Below are 16,366 nucleotides of genomic sequence, written 5' to 3'. Positions count from 1 at the left end.
GTTGTCTCCCTGCTCCGGCCGGCCTCACAGGAGCTCCACTCCGATGGCCAGACCTTCGCCGCCGCCAATGCAAATCGCCGCGATGCCCCGCTTCAATCCGCGGGCACGCAGGCTCGCCAGCAACGTCACCACGATCCGCGCCCCGCTCGCCCCGATCGGGTGACCCAGCGCCACCGCGCCTCCGCGCACATTCAAACGCTCCGCCGACACACCCAGTTCCCGGCTGAACGCCATGGGCACGACGGCAAACGCTTCGTTCACTTCCCAGAGATCGACGCTCTCAACGCTCCACCCGGCGGCCGCCAGCACTTGCTTCGCAGCGGGCACCGGCGCCGTCGTGAACCACACCGGATCTTGGGCGTGAGCGCCAAACGCGACGATGCGCGCGAGCGGCTTCACCTGCCGCTCCTTCGCCCACGCGGCCGTCGTCAGCGCCACCGCCGCCGCCCCGTCGTTGAGCGAGGAAGCATTGGCCGCGGTGATCGTGCCGTCTTTTTGGAACGCCGGTTTCAACGTCGGGATTTTATCATACCGCACCTTTCCCGGTCCTTCATCCGTCTCCACTTTCACCGCCGCTCCGCGCGCGTCCGTCCATTCGACCGGCGTGATCTCGGCGGCGAAGAGCCCCTCCTTTTGCGCCGCGTTCGCCCGCCGGAAACTCTCGCTCGCAAATGCATCCTGTTGCTCGCGGGTAAATTGATATTTCGCCGCGCACTGCTCCGCGCAGCCGCCCATATGCAGGTTGTTATAAGGATCCCATAACCCATCGCTCACGATCGAATCGATCACCTGCTGATGCCCGAGCCGGAAGCCCTCCCGCGCCTTCGGTAACAAGTAGGGTGCCTGCGACATCGATTCCATCCCTCCTGCCAGATACACTTTCCCGGCGCCCGCCGCCAACCCGTGGGCCGCTTGCAGGATCGTCTGCAAACCCGAGCCGCAGACCTTGTGGACTGTCACACACCGCACCGACGATGGCAGCCCCGCCGCCAGCGCCGCCTGACGCGCAGGCGCCTGACCTTGCCCGGCTTGCAGCACGTTACCCATCAGCACATCCGTCACGTCCTCAGGCGAGATGCCCGCCTGCGTGATCGCGCCCTTCAACGCGGCCGCACCGAGTTGCGCGGCCGGCCGGCTGGCGAGCGATCCCTGAAAAGCGCCGATCGGCGTCCGCGTGGCGGAAAGGATGACAGCAGAATTATCCATGGGGAGTAGCGGGGTTCGATAGGAGCGAAGATGCACGCCCTTCGATTCCGCCGCCAGATAAAGACGGACAATTTTGCGGCCCGCCTTTCCCGGCCGCCGCCCGCATGCCGCGGCTTGCGGGAACGCCCCCTCCTGCAGCGTGGCTCAGCCAGCGCGCCGCCGGCCCGCCGCCGCAGCGCTCCGCTTCCCGCGCTTATTTCAACGCGAGATCCATCCGCTTCACGTCCTTCACCGGCCACTTGGTGACCGTCAGTCCTTTTGCGTTGCGCGTGCTGACCGGCACCGCCGTGAGATCAAAGTCCAACTCGCGCACGCGCGCACCGCTGCGGCCATCCAACGCCACATGCAGCTTTTTCGGCATCTCCTTCTCCGTCTTGCTGACGTCGAAATAAAGCACCTTCGAGCCTTCCGATTTCACCAGCAGGTAGAGCTTGTCGCGCGACAGACCGCCGATCTGGAAACGCTTCGCAAACGCTTTCCCGCTCTCCTTGTCCTGGTAGAGCATCGTGTAGAAATTCGCATCCCCCTCCGCCGGCCAGATCGCCAGATGGATGATATCGCGGCCCATGAACACCTTGTCGGCCACCTTCGCGACCTTGAGGGAACCGTCGCGCATGATGCACAACACGCTGTCGAGAATCGTGCACTCCTGCACGAATTCGTGCTGCCGCCAGTTGAGGCCGATGAACCCTTCCTCGCGGTTCACGTAGAGCCGCTGGTTGGCCGACACGACCTGCGCCGCGCTGATCTGCTCGATCTCGTCGTATTGCGTGCGGCGCTTGAGGCCCTTGCCATATTTTTCCTGCAGACGCTCGAACCAGTCGATCGCGTAAGCCGTGAGATTCTTGAGGTGGTGCTTCACCTCCTTCATCTCCGCTTCGATCCGCTTCATCGCCTCATCCGCCTGGAACCGATTGTAGGCCGAGATGCGTTTGATGCGGATCTCCGTCAGCCGCTCGATATCCTCCTCGGTCACCTCGCGCCGCAGGTTTTTCACGAACGGCTTCAAGCCTTCGCGAATCTCGCTCAACACGTTCTCCCACGTCGTCGATTTCTCGATGCGCCGGTAAATGCGTTCCTCGATGAAGATCCGCTCCAGCGAATCCCAGTGCCACTGCTGCTCGAGTTCGCCGAGCCTGATTTCCAGTTCGCGCTTCAACAACGCCACCGTCTTGTCCGTGCTTCGGCGCACGATCTCCGACACGCCGAGGAAATGCGGCTTGTCGTTTTCGATCACGCACGCCGCCGGCGAAATCGCCATCTGGCACGAGGTGAAAACGTAAAGCTGCTGGATCAGCTTCTCCGGATCGCTCCCCGCCGGCAGGTGCACGAGGATCTCCACCTGGTCCGCCGTGTTGTCGTCGACGTGCTTGATCTTGATCTTGCCCTTCGCATTCGCCGCGAGAATCGACTCGATGAGCGACTCCGTCGTCGTGCCGAAGGGCAGCTCCGTGATCGCGAGCAGGTATTTGCTGCGCACTTCAATCTTCGCGCGGATCTTCACTTTCCCGCCGCGCTCGCCGTCATTGTATTCCGAAAAATCCGCAATGCCGCCCGTCGGGAAATCAGGCACGATGCGAAACCGTTTTCCCTGCAGGTGGTTGATCGATGCGCGGCAAAGATCGTTGAAATTGTGCGGCAGAATCTTCGTCGCGAGACCGACCGCAATGCCTTCCGCGCCATCGAGCAGCACGAGAGGAAACTTCGCCGGCAGCGTCACCGGCTCCTGGTTGCGACCATCGTAGCTGAGCTGCCACGTCGTCGTTTTCGGATTGAACAACACATCCCGCGCAAACGGCGTCAGGCGCGCCTCGATGTAACGCGGCGCCGCCGCGTCGTCACCCGTCAGCGTGTTGCCGAAATTGCCCTGCGGCTCGATCAGGAACCCGCGCTGACCGATGCCCACCAACGCCGCGCCAATCGACGCATCGCCATGCGGATGATAACGCATCGCCGCGCCCACCACGTTGGCCACCTTGTGAAAACGCCCGTCATCCATTTCCCACAACGTGTGCAGGATGCGGCGCTGCACGGGCTTGAGTCCGTCGTCGATGTGCGGCACCGCGCGATCGAGAATCACGTAGCTCGCATACTCCAAAAACCAACTGCGATAACTCGCCGCGAGCGGCGCATCGGACTCGTTGACGGCCACCGCGTTGCCGCGTCCGCTCGGCGGCGTTGCGTCGTCAGGCACGACGCCGACTTCCGGCGTAGCCTCGGCTGTGCCACCCGGCGTCTCAGTCTCCTCGGCGGGCGACGGCCCGGATGATTCCGCGGCGCTGAGCGGTAACTCGGATTGTGGGTCGGATTTGGGCGCTTTTTTCTTCGGCATCGAACGAGAGAGCCCGCCACGAAAAGCAGTCCCCTGCTGCTTGGCGATAGGTTTGTTTCAGCCGCAAAACTTTCCCCATTCCCACGCCAGCCTCCGCCCCGTCATCCGTTCTTTCATGCCCGTCCGGCCGGATGCCACCCGCGCACCGTCCGCCTGCCCCAACGTCTCCGTCGCCGCGCGCTTCGTCTCTCCCCTCCGCGCAGGAAAAACTTCCGTTCTGGGCCCGCGCCCGCAATCGTCCTCCGCCTTCATGAGTCGCCCGATGTGCTACCGCTGTTTCTGGCCGCAACCGCTCTGCTGGTGCGGCTCGATCACGCCCATGCCCTCGCGCACCAAATTCGTTTTTCTCCTCCACCCCGAGGAATTCAAACGCGCCAAAGCCGCCACCGGCCGCCTCACCCACCTTTGCCTCGCCGACAGCGAACTCTACTCCGGCACCGCGTTCGACGACCACCCCGCCGTGCAGGCGCTCATCAACGACCCCGCCAACTTCCCCGTTCTTCTCTATCCCACCCGCGACGCCCGCGATCTCTCCAAAGGCGAATTCACCCCGGCCGACACCGGCGGACGCCGCCTTGTCGTCTTCCTCCTCGACGCCACCTGGCACCTCGTCCGCCACATCTGGCGCGACAGCCCCAGCCTGCGCCGCCTGCCGCGCATCATGTTTTCCGCCGCCGCACCCAGCCGCTACGTGATCAAACACCAACCCGAGGCCGCCTGTCTCTCCACCCTCGAAGCCACGCACGAACTCCTCCTCGCCCTCGATCGCTCCGGCCTCGATCACTACGCGATGCCCGATCAACTCCTCGGGCTCTTTCAACGCATGCAAGACGTGCAACTCGCCTTCGCCGCCGAGTCCGCCCGCCTCGGCCGCCAGCGCCACGCGCCACGCAAAAAGTCCCCCCGCTGCACGCCGCCCCCGCCGAAGCCCGGCGCCAAACGCCGCCGCATCTTCGGCCCGCCCACCACCACGCCGCCGCCCGCCCATCCGCCCACCTGATCCGTCCATGTTTCGGTCTCCACTCCCGCCCGGGCATCCGCGCGTGAAAATCGTTTCCACGTTCGACGAACTCGCCGCCACGCCGTTTGCCGACGGCGTCAACGCCCTCTGCTGGAGCCGCCCGCTCACCGGCGATTTCGCCGCGCTCGTCGCCGCTCTCGGCCCTGTGGCGAACATCATCCCCCTCGACGCCGCGCGCCTCCCCTCACTCTCCCTCGACGTTTCCGCCCGCGCCGCGGCCGACTTTCTCCTCGCCGACCAACAACGCCTCCGCGCCCTCGGCCTCTCGCCCAACCTCGATTGCATCGCCGCGTATCCCCGCGACGATTCCGGCAGCGCCGTGCCGATCGACGTTTACTCGTTCCACGCCGACAGCGCCACCGTGCCGACCGACACGTGGCTCTGCACCTATTTCGGCGCCCCTTCTGAAGGCCTGCGCAACGAAGACGCGCTCCGCTGCGTCGACGTCCCCGCCACGCGCGCCGCTCTTCTCGCCGAATTCGGCGGCGCCGACGACGCCGACTTCCGCACTTATCTTGCCGACCAGTGCTACGATCTCCACTACGACACGCTTCCCGGCGCGCAGCCGTATTCGTTCGGCGTCGGCGCGCTCTGGCGCATCGCCGTCGAGTATCCCGGCAGCCCCGTGCCGCCCTGCATCCACCGCGCCCCCGCCACCGCACCCGTCGATCCCCCGCGCCTGCTTCTGATCAGCTAAACCACCGCACCGCCCCTTCTCTCCAATTGTAGGCGGGGTGCCCTCACCCCGCTTCCGAGTTACCTCCGCCCGCAATAACCATCTTCTTGTCCGCTCCGCCCTTTCTCGTTCGTTGATTGGTCACCACCCACCACTCCAATCCATTTCCCTCAACCCAACCCACCCATGTCCACGAACACCGTCCGCCTCCATCGCGTTCTGCGCACCACTCCCGAAAAACTCTACCGCGCCTTTATCGAGGCCGATGCCATGGCCAAGTGGCTCCCGCCGCACGGTTTCACCTGCACGGTTCACCATTTCGAACCAAAGGTCAGCGGCACCTTCCGCATGTCGTTTAAGAATTTCGGCACCGGTCATGGCCACTCCTTTGGCGGCACCTACCGCGAACTCGTCCCGCATGAACGCATCCGCTACACCGACAAATTCGACGACCCGAATTTGCCCGGCGAGATGACGGTCACGATCGCGCTCAAAAAAGTCATCTGCGGCACGGAACTCTCCATCGAGCAAGCCGGCATTCCCCCGGCGATTCCCGTCGAGATGTGTTATCTCGGCTGGCAGGAATCGCTCACCCAACTTGCCGCCCTCGTCGAGCCCGACATCCCCAACTGAGCCTCGCCTCGGCGAGCTGTGGGCGGGGTGCCCGCACCCCGCATCAGCCCCTTCCGCCACCGCTGCCAACCCCACGGCGCCCCATCCGCTTTGTGGGCGGCGTGCCCTCACCCGGCGGCTTGCACCCGCCTCCACTTTCGCAGCTGTGGGCGGGGTGCCCTCACCCCGCATCAAACCCACCTCGCCGCTCCCTTTCGCTCCCGCACCTCATCCTCACGTCCCGCAAAACGTCCGATAACCCACCCCACCATCCGCCGCCGGCGCCCGAAATTCCGGCGCCGCGCGCTCGTGATCATACGGCCTGGCGAGCACGTCGAGCAGCCTTTCCATCGGACCCACATCGCCGGCCACCGCCGCACCAAGCGCCGCTTCCACCAGATGATTGCGCGGGATGAAGGCCGGATTGCTCGCCCGCCGCAACGCGCCCGCGGCCTCGCGCGTCAACGTCTGCCGCCCCAACCGCGCCACCCAGCGCTCGTGCCACGTCCGGAACGCCCCGTCGCTTTCCCCTGCCTCGTCGTTGCCCGCGCTCGCTCGTTCCACCGTCAGCCCCGCGAACGTATTCGTAAAATCCGCCTTCGCCGCGTGCATCCAAGCGAGCAAGTCCTCCACCAGCGCCGCGTCGTCAGTCTCCTCGTTGCCCAGCCCCAGCTTCCGCCGCATCCCCGCCAGTGAATGCGCGCGAAACTGCGGCCCAAACGCTGCCAGCGATGCCGTCGCGCGCTCGACCGCGAGCTCCTCCTTCGCATCGAGCAATGGCAGCAACGCCTCGGCGAACCGCGCCAGATTCCATTGCGCAATCGCCGGCTGGTTCCCGTAGGCATAGCGTCCGTGCCGGTCGATCGAACTGAACACCGCCGCCGGATCGTAACGCTCGAGAAACGCGCACGGCCCGTAGTCGATCGTCTCCCCCGACACCGCCATGTTGTCCGTATTCATCACGCCATGGACGAAGCCCACTTGCATCCACTGCGCGATCAACGCCGCCTGCCGCGCGATCACCGCTTCCAGCAAAGCGCCCGCCGGGTTTTCCGCCGCGCCGAGCTCCGGATAATGCCGCCGCACCGTGTAGCCCACGAGCACGCGCAACGCCTCCACCCCGCCCTGCGCCGCCGCCCACTGAAACGTCCCCACGCGCACGTGACTCGCCGCCACGCGCGTCAACACCGCCCCCGGTTCCGCCGTCTCGCGCCACACCGTTTCTCCAGTCGCCGCGACCGCCAGACTGCGCGTCGTCGGGATGCCCAGTGCCTGCATCGCCTCGCTGATGATATATTCGCGCAACATCGGGCCCAGCGCCGCGCGCCCGTCGCCGCGCCGTGAAAACGGCGTCGGCCCCGCGCCTTTCAACTGCACATCGAACCGCGCCCCCTCCGGCGTCAGCTGTTCGCCGAGCAAAATCGCCCGCCCGTCACCCAGCGTCGTGAAATGCCCGTATTGATGCCCCGCGTAAGCCTGCGCGAGCGGTCGCGCGCCCGGCGGCAAAACGTTGCCCGCAAAAATCGCTGCGCCCGCCTCCGTCTCCAACGCGCCCGCGCCCAGCCCCAGTGCGTCCGCCAGCCGCCGATTAAAGACGACTAGCCGCGGTGCCTCCACCGGCGTCGGCGCCACCGCCCGATGAAACAACGCCGGCAACTGCGCATAACTGTGCTCCAAGCGCCATCCGCCCGCGTCAACGGGCGTGGCCTTCGTCCGCGCATTCATCTGCTCAACGCCCCTCGATTCGTCCGCCGTTTCAGCCATGCCTGACCCTCCCTTGAAAAACGCCGCTCGTCGAGAGCCCCGGCCATTTCTCTTCCGACGCCTTCAACTCCTTCCGTCATCGGCATCGCGTCCGACCCCACCTTTCCTGCCGCACCCGCGCATTTCGTTCGAGCCCCGCGCTTCACGAACCGACCCGAGTGCTTCGCGTCTTTCGTTTCCTGACGCCGCCCCCTCGTTCGCATTGACGTGCAACCTTACGTCTCTGCGCTTTGATTCCCCTCCGCGTGAGTTCGTCCTCCTCTCTCTCCTCCGCCAAACCCGGTCTGCATCCGCGCAACCGCCACGCCGCCGGCTACGATTTCGCCGCGCTCCTCCGCACCTGCCCCGACCTCGCGCCGTTTGTGCGTCCCAGTCCCGTCGGCACCGCCACGATCGATTTCGCCGATCCCACCGCCGTCGTCGCGCTCAACCGCGCCTTGCTCCGCCACCACTACGGCATCGCCCATTGGGAAATCCCGCCCGGCTACCTGTGCCCACCCGTGCCCGGCCGCGCCGATTATCTCCATCACGTCGCCGACTTGCTCGCCACCGATCATGCCAACGCGATTCCCCGCGGCTCCTCCGTCCGCGTGCTCGATCTCGGCGTCGGCGCCAACTGCATCTATCCGCTCCTCGGCGTCTGCGACTACGGCTGGCACTTTGTCGGCACCGAGATCGATCCCGCCGCGCTCGCCTCCGCGCGCCGCATCGTCGCCGCGAATCCCGCGCTCCACGGCGCCATTGAGCTCCGCCTCCAACGCTCTTCCGCACAACTTTTCGCGGGCGTCGTCGCGCCCGGCGAAACGTTCGCCGTGTCGCTCTGCAATCCGCCCTTTCACGCCTCCGCCGCCGAAGCCGCCGCCGGCACCACACGCAAACTCCGCCACCTGCACGGCACCGCGCGCCGCACCGCTCCCGCCCTCAACTTCGGCGGACGTCCCCATGAGCTCTGGTGCGACGGTGGAGAGCCCGCGTTCATCCGCCGCCTCATCCTGCAGAGCGCCGCTCATCCGCACCTGTGCGGCTGGTTCACCACGCTCGTCTCCCGGGCCGAGAATCTTCCCGCGATCGCACGCCTCCTCGCCGACGTGAAGGCCGCCGACGCCCGCGTCATCCCCATGGCGCAAGGCCAGAAAAAAAGCCGCCTCGTCGCCTGGCGCTTCCGCTAACGCGGAAGATTCTTTCGTCGCGAAAAATCAGGCGACCGTTGCCCACGCGTCAAACTTCTCCCCGCCACGTAAACGCGTGACACAGCGCCACGCCCGCCGCGTCCGCTTCGTCGTAAGCCAGCGCGCGACCATGCCCGAGCAGCGCCATCACCGTGCGCGCCATCTGCTCCTTGCTCGCGCGCCCCGCGCCCACGATCGCCTGCTTCACCCGCAACGGCGGATACTCGAACACCGGCTTCTCCCGCATCGCCGCCGCCGAAATCGCCGCGCCCCGCGCCGCGCCCAGAATCTGCGCCGTCTGGAAATTCTGCACGTAGATCGTCTGCTCCAGCGCCACGTGCCGCACCGCGAAATCGTTTAACATCTCCGCGATCGCGCGGTGGATCTGCCCCAGCGCAAACGCCATCGATTCCCGCGGCGGCACCCGCACCGTCGCGCAGCGCAACATCACCGGCGTGCGCCCCGGCGTAAACTCGATCACCGCCACGCCCGTCCCGCGCAGACTCGGATCCACGCCCAGCACCAGCCCCGTAAACGCCACGCGTTTCCCTCCCTCGGCCCACGCTCCCGCGCCGCCCCGTGCGCCCACGACCGGCACCGCCACCGGCGGCGGCAACGCCCCGCCCGCCAGTTTCGCCGCCCACATTTGCCGCGCGTTCATCCGTGCCATGATTGTCGCAACAGGTTTAGCCCCGCCGCCACCGCGAGGGCGAGCGCGAGATTTTCGAACCACCTCTGATTGATGCGGTGCAACACCGCCCGCCCCGCCACGGCCCCCGCCATCACCGCCGGCAGCAGCCATAAATTCCCCGCCACGCTCGCGCCGTTGATCAATCCCAGGTTCACCATAAACGGCACCTTGAACGCGTTCATCAGCAGAAAATACACCGCGCCCGTGCCCATGTATTCCATCTTCGGCAGCCGCATCGCCAGCAGGTAAATCGCCATCAACGGCCCCGCCGCATTCGCGATCAACGTCGTGAAACCCGCCAGCACGCCGACCATCGGCGCGAACCACCACCCATGCTCCGCCTCCGTCTGCTCTTTCGCGCGCCACCGCCGGAAAATATGCAACGCCACCATCGCGCACACGATCACGCCCACCAGCAGTTTCGCCGTGCGGTCGTCGATCCGCGCCATCGCCAAATACCCCACCACCACGCCCAGCGCCGTCCACGGAAACAACCGCCACAGGAAACGCCACTGCGCGTGACGCCGATAAGCCGCCACCGCGACCACGTCCGCCGCCACCAGCATCGGCAGCACGAACCCGCTCGATTCCTTCGCCGGCATCAACCCCGCGAAAATCGCCACGAACAACATCCCCAGCCCGCCGATGCCCGTTTTCGACAGCCCGATCAACAGCGCGCCGAACACCGCCAGCGCCCACTGCCACGCATCGAAGTTCATGCGCCCGCTCCCAGGTCCTCACCGAATTCCCCGTCCTTCACCGCAAACACTTCCCACGCTCCCAAGTCCGCCGCCGGCAAACTCGTGCCCGTCGCGAGCACCTGCGCCTCGCCATCCACCGCCGACCAGAATCGCCGCCGCCGCGCCGGATCCAATTCCCCCAACACATCGTCCGCCAGCAACACCGGCCGCACCCCGCTGCGCGCGTGAAACCACGCCGCCTGCGCCAGTCGCAACGCCAGCACGAGCGAGCGCTGCTGCCCCTCCGACGCAAATTCCCGCGCCGCGCGCCCCTGCACGCTCAACGCCACCTCATCGCGATGCGGCCCGCTCAACGTCGACCGAAACTGCCGGTCCCGCGCCCGCCCCTTCGCCAGCCGCTCCAACCAACCCGCCGCCGTCGCCTCCGCACTGTTCGGCTCGTAACCGATCGTCGCCGGCTCCGCGCCGTCCGCCACGCGCGAATACGCCGCCGCCACTTCCGCCGCCAGCGCCGCCACGCCTTCCGTGCGCCGTTGCACGAGATCTGCCGCCGCCGGCGCGATCGTCTGCTCGAAGGCCGACAACTCCGCCTCGCTGCCCCCGCGTTTGAGCAACGCATTCCGCTCCGCCACCGCCCGCGTGTAGTTTTGCAACGCCCGCAAATACGCCCCGTCCATCGCCGCGAGCGTCAGGTCGAGCCACCGCCGCCGTCCCGTCGGCGTGCCGCGCACCAGTTGCAAATCCTGCGACGAAAACACCACCGTTGGAAACTGCCCCACGTAATCCGCGAGCCGCGCCACGCGCTCCTGATCGCACCACAACTCCTTCCCCGTCGGCGCAATCTTCACTGTGATCTTCGTGTCGCCCCGCCGCTCGTGTTCCAGCTCGCACACGATCGCCGCCGCCGCCTGACCGTGCCGGATGAGCACCCGGTTGTCCGCCGCGCGAAACGACCGCAACGCCGTCAGAAAACCCGCCGCCTCGAGCAGATTCGTCTTCCCCTGTCCATTGGCGCCCAGAAAAAACTGCTGGCGGCCGGTGAATTCCAGCCGCGCCAGCGGGATGTTGCGAAAATCCCGCAACGTCAGTGAGCGCAAACGCATCCCGCCACCAAGGCCGAAAACCTCCGCCGCGGAAAGTCCGAATCGCCCCGTTTCCCTCCCCCTTTCTCTCGCACGCCCTTTACTCATTCTTCGCCACCCGCTACCTACTCTCCGACGTCACCCACCCACCTCTCCTTGCTCCTCTCTACTCTCCACTCGCAACTCTCCGCTCTCCCATGACCTTCGAAGCCTCCCTCGCCGAAACCCTCCGCACGTTTCAAGCCCTCTCCTCGCTCCGCCCCGCCATCGACCGCGCTGGCGACCTCGTCCTCGCGACCCTCGCCCGCGGCGGCAAACTCCTCATCTGCGGCAACGGCGGCAGCGCGGCCGAAGCCCAGCACTTCTCCACCGAACTCGTCGGCCGTTACCAGAAAAACCGCCGCGCCCTCCCTGCCATCGCCCTCAATAGCGACGGCTCGCTCCTCTCCTGCATCGGCAACGATTACGGCTACGACGACGTCTTCGCCCGCCAGATCGCCGGCCTCGCCCGCCCCGGCGACCTCGTCGTCGTGCTCACCTCGAGCGGCAACTCCGCCAACATCCTTGCCGCACTCGCTGAAGCAAAAAAACTCGGCCTCGATACGATCGCGTTTCTCGGCCGCGGCGGCGGCAAAGCCAAGGGCCTCGCCACCTGCGAACTCATCATGCCCAGCGAAAGCGGCGCCGCCTGCCAGGAAGCCCACCTCTTCCTCATCCACCACCTCTGCGAACGCATCGACGCAGCCTACGCCACCTGAATCGCGCCCGCTTTTTCACCCGTTGATTTGCAGCGCCCTCACCCGGGATTAGCTTGCCCGTCTCCCTTCCCGCAACCTTCCTCCTTCCTTTCATGAGCAACACTGCATCCAAAGAAAACGCCGTCATCAAAACCAGCTACGGCGACATGACCATTGCCTTCTGGCCCGACGTCGCGCCGAAGACCGTTGAGAACTTCAAGAAGCTCGCGCGCGAAGGCTTTTACAACGGCACCGCGTTCCATCGCATCATCAAGGGTTTCATGATCCAGGGCGGCTGCCCCAACACCCGCAAGGGCGAGCGCGGCATGCCCGGCACCGGCGGCCCCGGCTACCAGATCAAGGCCGAGTTCAACGCGAAATCGCACGTGCGCGGCGTCATCTCGATGGCTCGCTCCGCCAGCCCCGATTCCGCCGGCAGCCAGTTCTTCATCTGCCACGGCGACGCCAAATTCCTCGACCGCCAATACACCGCCTTCGGCGAACTCGTCGCTGGCGACGACGTCCTCGAACGCATCGCCACCATGCCCACTTCCTCCGGCGGCGGCGGCGAGAAAAGCACGCCCGTCGACCGCGTCGAAATCGAAAGCGTCACGCTCGTCCCCGCGAGCTAAACCCCCTGCGCAATCCGCGCACTTCCTCCGGGCCGCTTTTCAGCGGCCCTTTTTTGTTTCCGCCGCCTCTGCCGTCGTCAGCACTGCTTGGAGCTTTTCCAAATGCTCCCGCATCGTCGCCTCCGGTGCCAGCGCCAGACCCTGCTGCGTCAACGCGACCGCCCGCGCCGCCTCCCCACTCAAGGCGTTCAACATCGCCGCGCCGTAAATGAGCCGCACCCGGCGCGGAAAGAGCGCCAGCCCTTCGTCCAACACCGCGAGGTCGCCCCGCTCAAGTCGCGTCCGTGCCTGCAGCCACAGCGCCGCGTATAAATCGTAAACCTGCGGCAGCGCCGGCGCCTGCCGACGACCCGCGGCCAGCCACCTCAGCACCTGCTCCTGCTCCGCTCGCGCGAGTTCGCCCCCGGCCGCGTGCGCGCGCGCCTCGGCGTAAACGATGCGGGCCAGTTCGAAATATACTCTCGGCCGCACCACGCCCGCGCCCGCCGCAGCCTCGAGCAACGGCCGCGCCGCCGCGTCGTCACCAGCGTCACACGCGCACAATCCCATGATCGCCAGCAATCGCGGATCGCGATCGCCACGGTCGTAGGCGCGCCGGAGCACCCGCTGCGCCTGCGCGAGATATTTTTCCGTGAGCACCGGCTGAAATTCCCGGATGTAGCCCACCTCCAGCCGGCTGAGATCGCCCTTGAGGCGCGCCACTTCCTCCGCCGTCGCATCGCGCAACTCCACCGTCGGCGCTTCGTCCATCTGCGTCCGACGCAGCACAACGGATTTCTTCCCCACGCTCGGCAAATACTTGCGGAGCTGCGTTTCCGCCTCGGCGTAAGTCAGCCCAAAGCTCGCGGTAAACGCCCGCTCCGCCGCCGGTGCCCGGCTGCACGCGTCGACGAACCTCCACAACGCCTCCGCCCGTTCGCCCTTCGCATCGTCCAAGGCCCAGCGAATCAGCAGCGCCGCTTCCTCGCCCCGCAAAACCGCGGTGGGATCCGCCTCCGCTTGAGCCGGTCCCTCCGCCAGCAGCGCCGCCAGCGGCATCCAGCCGGCCTTCTCTGCGTCGTCGTCCTTTTTTCCCGACGCCGTCAGGGCGCTCCACGTCACCGGCGGCAGCACGATGCGATTCCGGTCCTCCGCCGCCGGCGGCACGCCGCGAGAAAAGTCCGTCCGCGGCCGGAAAAACGCCGTGTCGGCGCGCGCGAGGGAAGTCCCGAACGGCGTCGTCGTCACCTGCGCGTTCTCATAAATTTTCAGCAGCCCTTCGACGAACCAGCGCGGCAGCGCCGGCACCCGGTTCTCCATCAAATAGCGCAGGTAGCCCGGCGTCAGCACCAGTTGCTGCGGCGTTCCGAGATTCTCGTTGAAAATAAAAAACACCGCGAGCGCATCGGCGTCGGCAAACCGGTAGTTGGGGATCGTCCGCACCGTGACCTCCGCCCCGCTGGTCGCCCGCTCCTGCAGCTTCGCCAGCAATTCCCGCGTCGCCGCCGGCGAGGTCTGGTCACTGAGCAACACATACGCCGTCGGCACATCGCTATGCCACTGCAACCGCGCCGGCAGAATCAACTCCAGCAACTGCCGCAAACGATCGTTGGTCGCCACGAGTTCGCTTACAAAATCGTCCGGACAACGCGAAATCACCTCCAGTCCCGGCGCCTGCGCATAACGCCACGGCGGCGTGACGGAGTCTTCCACCAGGTAGGGCGGCAGCGCGATGATCTGCGCCGGCGAATCCGCGCGCCGCGCGAGCACCAAGGCCGCCTTCGGCGACCGGCGGCTCACCACCAGCGGCGTGCCTTGCGTCATGCGTTCCAACGCTTCCTGCGCCTCGAAATCGCCCCGCACCGCCGCCGTCCGCACGTCGCGCACCAAATCCTTGGGAAACACCACGTCCTCGCCCGCCTGCTTGCTGAATTTCCGCAGCGTCGTTTCCGCCGCGCCGGCCGGAATGTCGAAATGATGCCGCGCCTCCTCCTCCGGCGCGCCCACCGCGCGCACCAGCGCCAGGGCCGCGACGAACACCGCCCACGTTAAAAATCGCGCTCCAATCCGGCTCACCCCCCCCCGCGCAAATTTCACTTCTTCTCCGGCTCGCGTGCCACTTCCACCTGCTCGCCGATCTCCACGTGTCCATTGCGCAACGGCCGCCGCACGCTCACTTCCTCCTCGTCCAAGCGGCGGTCGAAATACGGCGCTCCCGCGGCGATCATCGCCTTGTAAAATGTGTTCAGATCGCGGTGATCGGGATCGTCGACGTTCATCGCCGCGATCCACAACACCTCCGGTTTCTCCTGCGGCGACGACGGGTATTTCCACGCGCGCACCGTCACGAAAAGTTTTTCATACTGCGCCTTCGTCGCCTTGCCGCTCACGCCCGCAACCGCGAGCCGTTGGGCCAGTTTGGGACTTGTCACGGTGATCTGCGGCGCACTGGCCGGATCGATCCAGTTGCCTGGGTCGGGCATCGTGTCGTCGATCGCCGACGTGTCGTCATAATACGGATTGGGCATCATCCCGCGGCCGAATTTCACGGTGATCACGATGTCCGGCTTCGCCCCGGGCGCGACGCGGTGGAAACCATGCGCGTCGAGTTGCTTCGACACCTCATCCGCGATCGCCTGCGGATCCACCGGATTCACGAGTTTGTAAATGGACTTCGGCTGCTCCGCGAGCAGCAGCACATACGCTTTCCCGTGCTCTGCTGCTGCTTGCTGCAGCGAGTCGCCGCCCGGCTTGGCGGCCCTCTTCCCCTCCGTCACCTGCGTGCGCACAATGATCTCCACGTCGCCGGTGCCTTCCTGCGCGCTCGCGCCGATCAACCCACCAGCCAGCCCGCCGCCGACCAGCAGTGCCGCTCTCACCCACCAAGTCGCCTTCATCGTATTTGTGTTCATTTCGTTGAATTCTCGTGTCGCTTCACTTCCACCGGTTCGCCCATCTCGACGCGCCCCTCGCGCATCGGCTCGTGGATTTCCGCCTCTTTGTCCACGTCGCTGTTGAAGTAACCCGCGCCCGCATTGAGCATCCGCGCGGCCAGTTCGTTGAGATCACGGTGGTCCGGGTCATCCACGAGGATCGTCGTCCGCCACAACCGCACCGGCTTCTGCTTCCGCCCCGCTTCAGGCTTCACATACTTCCAAGCCGTCACCGCCAGCAACAGTTTCTCGTATTGCGCCCGCTGGATTTTCTCTTCCATCCCGATCTTCTTCACGTCGATCGTCGGCACGGTGATCATCACCGTCGGCGTCGACGTCGATTCGTCCACCGCTGAAGCGTAGGAGTCGATATACGGATTGCGCAAATAGCCGCGTCCGTAGTGCAACGTCACCACGATATCCGGCGTCTGGCCCGGCGCCGCCGGCTGGAAGCCATGCGCCACCAACTGGCGCCACAGTTCTTCCACCAGTGGCTCCGTATTCACCGGCCGCACCAGCTTCTCCAGCGAGTGAATGCGCTCCGGTGGAGCGAGAATGAAAAGCCGGCCCTCCTGCGCGTCCGCTGCCGGCATCGTCCCGGGCTTGGGCCGCTTCCATGTCGGCAACTCGATCGACGAGCGCACGCCGATGTCCAGCGTGTCCTGCGCCGGAAGCCAGCCCGCGCTCAACAGCAAAAGCCCGCCACCCAACCGCCAGAACAGGGATTTTTTCATGAGGGGGAAAGCGCGATGCCGACGGCCGGTCAGCGCGACGTGAGACGCATCACTTCCCCTCCCCGGTTACAAGCCGTTAACGACTGTTCACCGTTTC

The 16,366-nt window shown here is 66.0% G+C and carries 15 protein-coding genes; 6 read left to right on the top strand and 9 right to left on the bottom strand.

Annotation, left to right across the window (positions count from 1 at the left end; all coding sequences use genetic code 11):
- Nucleotides 1-24 precede the first annotated feature (24 nt).
- The gene (locus K0B96_RS03210; RefSeq protein WP_220163803.1) at nt 25-1,206 is read right to left on the bottom strand and encodes a thiolase family protein; all 1,182 of its coding nucleotides are present in this window, start codon (nt 1,204-1,206) and stop codon (nt 25-27) included.
- Between the two features lie 193 nt (nt 1,207-1,399).
- Nucleotides 1,400-3,538, bottom strand: coding sequence for a DNA gyrase/topoisomerase IV subunit A (locus K0B96_RS03205; RefSeq protein WP_220163801.1), 2,139 nt, complete (start codon nt 3,536-3,538; stop codon nt 1,400-1,402).
- Nucleotides 3,539-3,788: 250 nt separating this feature from the next.
- Between K0B96_RS03205 and K0B96_RS03200 the strand changes: the two genes are divergently transcribed.
- The 3 genes from K0B96_RS03200 to K0B96_RS03190 all read left to right on the top strand — a co-directional run bounded on the left by K0B96_RS03200 (nt 3,789) and on the right by K0B96_RS03190 (nt 5,868).
- Nucleotides 3,789-4,538, top strand: coding sequence for a tRNA-uridine aminocarboxypropyltransferase (locus K0B96_RS03200; protein ID WP_220163799.1), 750 nt, complete (start codon nt 3,789-3,791; stop codon nt 4,536-4,538).
- A gap of 43 nt (nt 4,539-4,581) precedes the next feature.
- Nucleotides 4,582-5,256, top strand: a complete 675-nt coding sequence (locus tag K0B96_RS03195) for a DUF1826 domain-containing protein (RefSeq protein WP_220163797.1) — start codon at nt 4,582-4,584, stop codon at nt 5,254-5,256.
- Between the two features lie 165 nt (nt 5,257-5,421).
- A complete protein-coding gene (locus tag K0B96_RS03190) occupies nt 5,422-5,868 on the top strand; it encodes an SRPBCC family protein (protein WP_220163795.1) in 447 nt (148 codons plus the stop codon).
- Nucleotides 5,869-6,081: 213 nt separating this feature from the next.
- Here K0B96_RS03190 and K0B96_RS03185 read toward each other — a convergent pair whose 3' ends face one another.
- A complete protein-coding gene (locus K0B96_RS03185) occupies nt 6,082-7,572 on the bottom strand; it encodes a protein adenylyltransferase SelO (protein WP_345779922.1) in 1,491 nt (496 codons plus the stop codon).
- A 284-nt stretch (nt 7,573-7,856) separates the two neighbouring features.
- Here K0B96_RS03185 and rlmF point away from each other — a divergent pair, with 284 nt between their 5' ends.
- Complete coding sequence (gene rlmF, locus K0B96_RS03180; protein ID WP_220163791.1) at nt 7,857-8,780, top strand: 23S rRNA (adenine(1618)-N(6))-methyltransferase RlmF; 924 nt, start codon at nt 7,857-7,859, stop codon at nt 8,778-8,780.
- A 49-nt stretch (nt 8,781-8,829) separates the two neighbouring features.
- Here the strand turns inward: rlmF and K0B96_RS03175 are convergent, their stop codons facing one another.
- Genes K0B96_RS03175 through recF form a run of 3 tightly spaced genes read right to left on the bottom strand, consistent with a single transcriptional unit; the run spans nt 8,830 to nt 11,275 of the window.
- Entirely contained in the window at nt 8,830-9,441 is a 612-nt protein-coding gene (locus tag K0B96_RS03175; RefSeq protein ID WP_255558829.1) for a crossover junction endodeoxyribonuclease RuvC, read from the bottom strand.
- Nucleotides 9,438-10,190, bottom strand: coding sequence for a sulfite exporter TauE/SafE family protein (locus K0B96_RS03170; RefSeq protein WP_220163788.1), 753 nt, complete (start codon nt 10,188-10,190; stop codon nt 9,438-9,440). Before K0B96_RS03170 ends, K0B96_RS03175 begins: the two co-directional genes overlap by 4 nt.
- Nucleotides 10,187-11,275, bottom strand: coding sequence for a DNA replication/repair protein RecF (gene recF / locus K0B96_RS03165; protein WP_220163786.1), 1,089 nt, complete (start codon nt 11,273-11,275; stop codon nt 10,187-10,189). The genes K0B96_RS03170 and recF overlap by 4 nt, the downstream gene beginning before the upstream one ends.
- 176 nt (nt 11,276-11,451) lie before the next feature.
- On the opposite strand from recF, the gene K0B96_RS03160 reads away from it, so the two are divergent.
- Together K0B96_RS03160 and K0B96_RS03155 are read left to right on the top strand one after the other, a co-directional pair.
- Nucleotides 11,452-12,012 (top strand): D-sedoheptulose-7-phosphate isomerase, encoded by a 561-nt coding sequence (locus tag K0B96_RS03160; protein ID WP_220163784.1) that lies wholly within the window; start codon nt 11,452-11,454, stop codon nt 12,010-12,012.
- A 92-nt stretch (nt 12,013-12,104) separates the two neighbouring features.
- A complete protein-coding gene (locus tag K0B96_RS03155; protein WP_220163782.1) occupies nt 12,105-12,623 on the top strand; it encodes a peptidylprolyl isomerase in 519 nt (172 codons plus the stop codon).
- 39 nt (nt 12,624-12,662) lie between these two features.
- Here the strand turns inward: K0B96_RS03155 and K0B96_RS03150 are convergent, their stop codons facing one another.
- Genes K0B96_RS03150 through K0B96_RS03140 form a run of 3 tightly spaced genes read right to left on the bottom strand, consistent with a single transcriptional unit; the run spans nt 12,663 to nt 16,269 of the window.
- Entirely contained in the window at nt 12,663-14,642 is a 1,980-nt protein-coding gene (locus K0B96_RS03150; RefSeq protein WP_220163780.1) for an STN domain-containing protein, read from the bottom strand.
- Nucleotides 14,643-14,695: 53 nt separating this feature from the next.
- Nucleotides 14,696-15,514, bottom strand: a complete 819-nt coding sequence (locus tag K0B96_RS03145; protein ID WP_220163751.1) for a DUF4136 domain-containing protein — start codon at nt 15,512-15,514, stop codon at nt 14,696-14,698.
- Complete coding sequence (locus K0B96_RS03140) at nt 15,511-16,269, bottom strand: hypothetical protein (protein ID WP_220163741.1); 759 nt, start codon at nt 16,267-16,269, stop codon at nt 15,511-15,513. The genes K0B96_RS03145 and K0B96_RS03140 overlap by 4 nt, the downstream gene beginning before the upstream one ends.
- Nucleotides 16,270-16,366 lie beyond the last annotated feature (97 nt).

This window comes from Horticoccus luteus, assembly GCF_019464535.1.
Lineage (GTDB): Bacteria > Verrucomicrobiota > Verrucomicrobiia > Opitutales > Opitutaceae > Horticoccus > Horticoccus luteus.
The sequence above is the reverse complement of the archived record's forward strand: the minus strand, read 5'-3'. Positions and strand labels throughout refer to the sequence as shown.

Bases quoted from the DNA above. Each gene is read 5' to 3' on its own strand.
- K0B96_RS03210 (WP_220163803.1), bottom strand. From the start codon at position 1,206: ATGGATAATTCTGCTGTCATCCTTTCCGCCACGCGGACGCCGATCGGC.
- K0B96_RS03205 (WP_220163801.1), bottom strand. From the start codon at position 3,538: ATGCCGAAGAAAAAAGCGCCCAAATCCGACCCACAATCCGAGTTACCG.
- K0B96_RS03200 (WP_220163799.1), top strand. From the start codon at position 3,789: ATGAGTCGCCCGATGTGCTACCGCTGTTTCTGGCCGCAACCGCTCTGC.
- K0B96_RS03190 (WP_220163795.1), top strand. From the start codon at position 5,422: ATGTCCACGAACACCGTCCGCCTCCATCGCGTTCTGCGCACCACTCCC.
- K0B96_RS03185 (WP_345779922.1), bottom strand. From the start codon at position 7,572: ATGAATGCGCGGACGAAGGCCACGCCCGTTGACGCGGGCGGATGGCGC.
- K0B96_RS03175 (WP_255558829.1), bottom strand. From the start codon at position 9,441: ATGAACGCGCGGCAAATGTGGGCGGCGAAACTGGCGGGCGGGGCGTTG.
- K0B96_RS03170 (WP_220163788.1), bottom strand. From the start codon at position 10,190: ATGAACTTCGATGCGTGGCAGTGGGCGCTGGCGGTGTTCGGCGCGCTG.
- recF (WP_220163786.1), bottom strand. From the start codon at position 11,275: ATGCGTTTGCGCTCACTGACGTTGCGGGATTTTCGCAACATCCCGCTG.
- K0B96_RS03160 (WP_220163784.1), top strand. From the start codon at position 11,452: ATGACCTTCGAAGCCTCCCTCGCCGAAACCCTCCGCACGTTTCAAGCC.
- K0B96_RS03155 (WP_220163782.1), top strand. From the start codon at position 12,105: ATGAGCAACACTGCATCCAAAGAAAACGCCGTCATCAAAACCAGCTAC.
- K0B96_RS03145 (WP_220163751.1), bottom strand. From the start codon at position 15,514: ATGAACACAAATACGATGAAGGCGACTTGGTGGGTGAGAGCGGCACTG.
- K0B96_RS03140 (WP_220163741.1), bottom strand. From the start codon at position 16,269: ATGAAAAAATCCCTGTTCTGGCGGTTGGGTGGCGGGCTTTTGCTGTTG.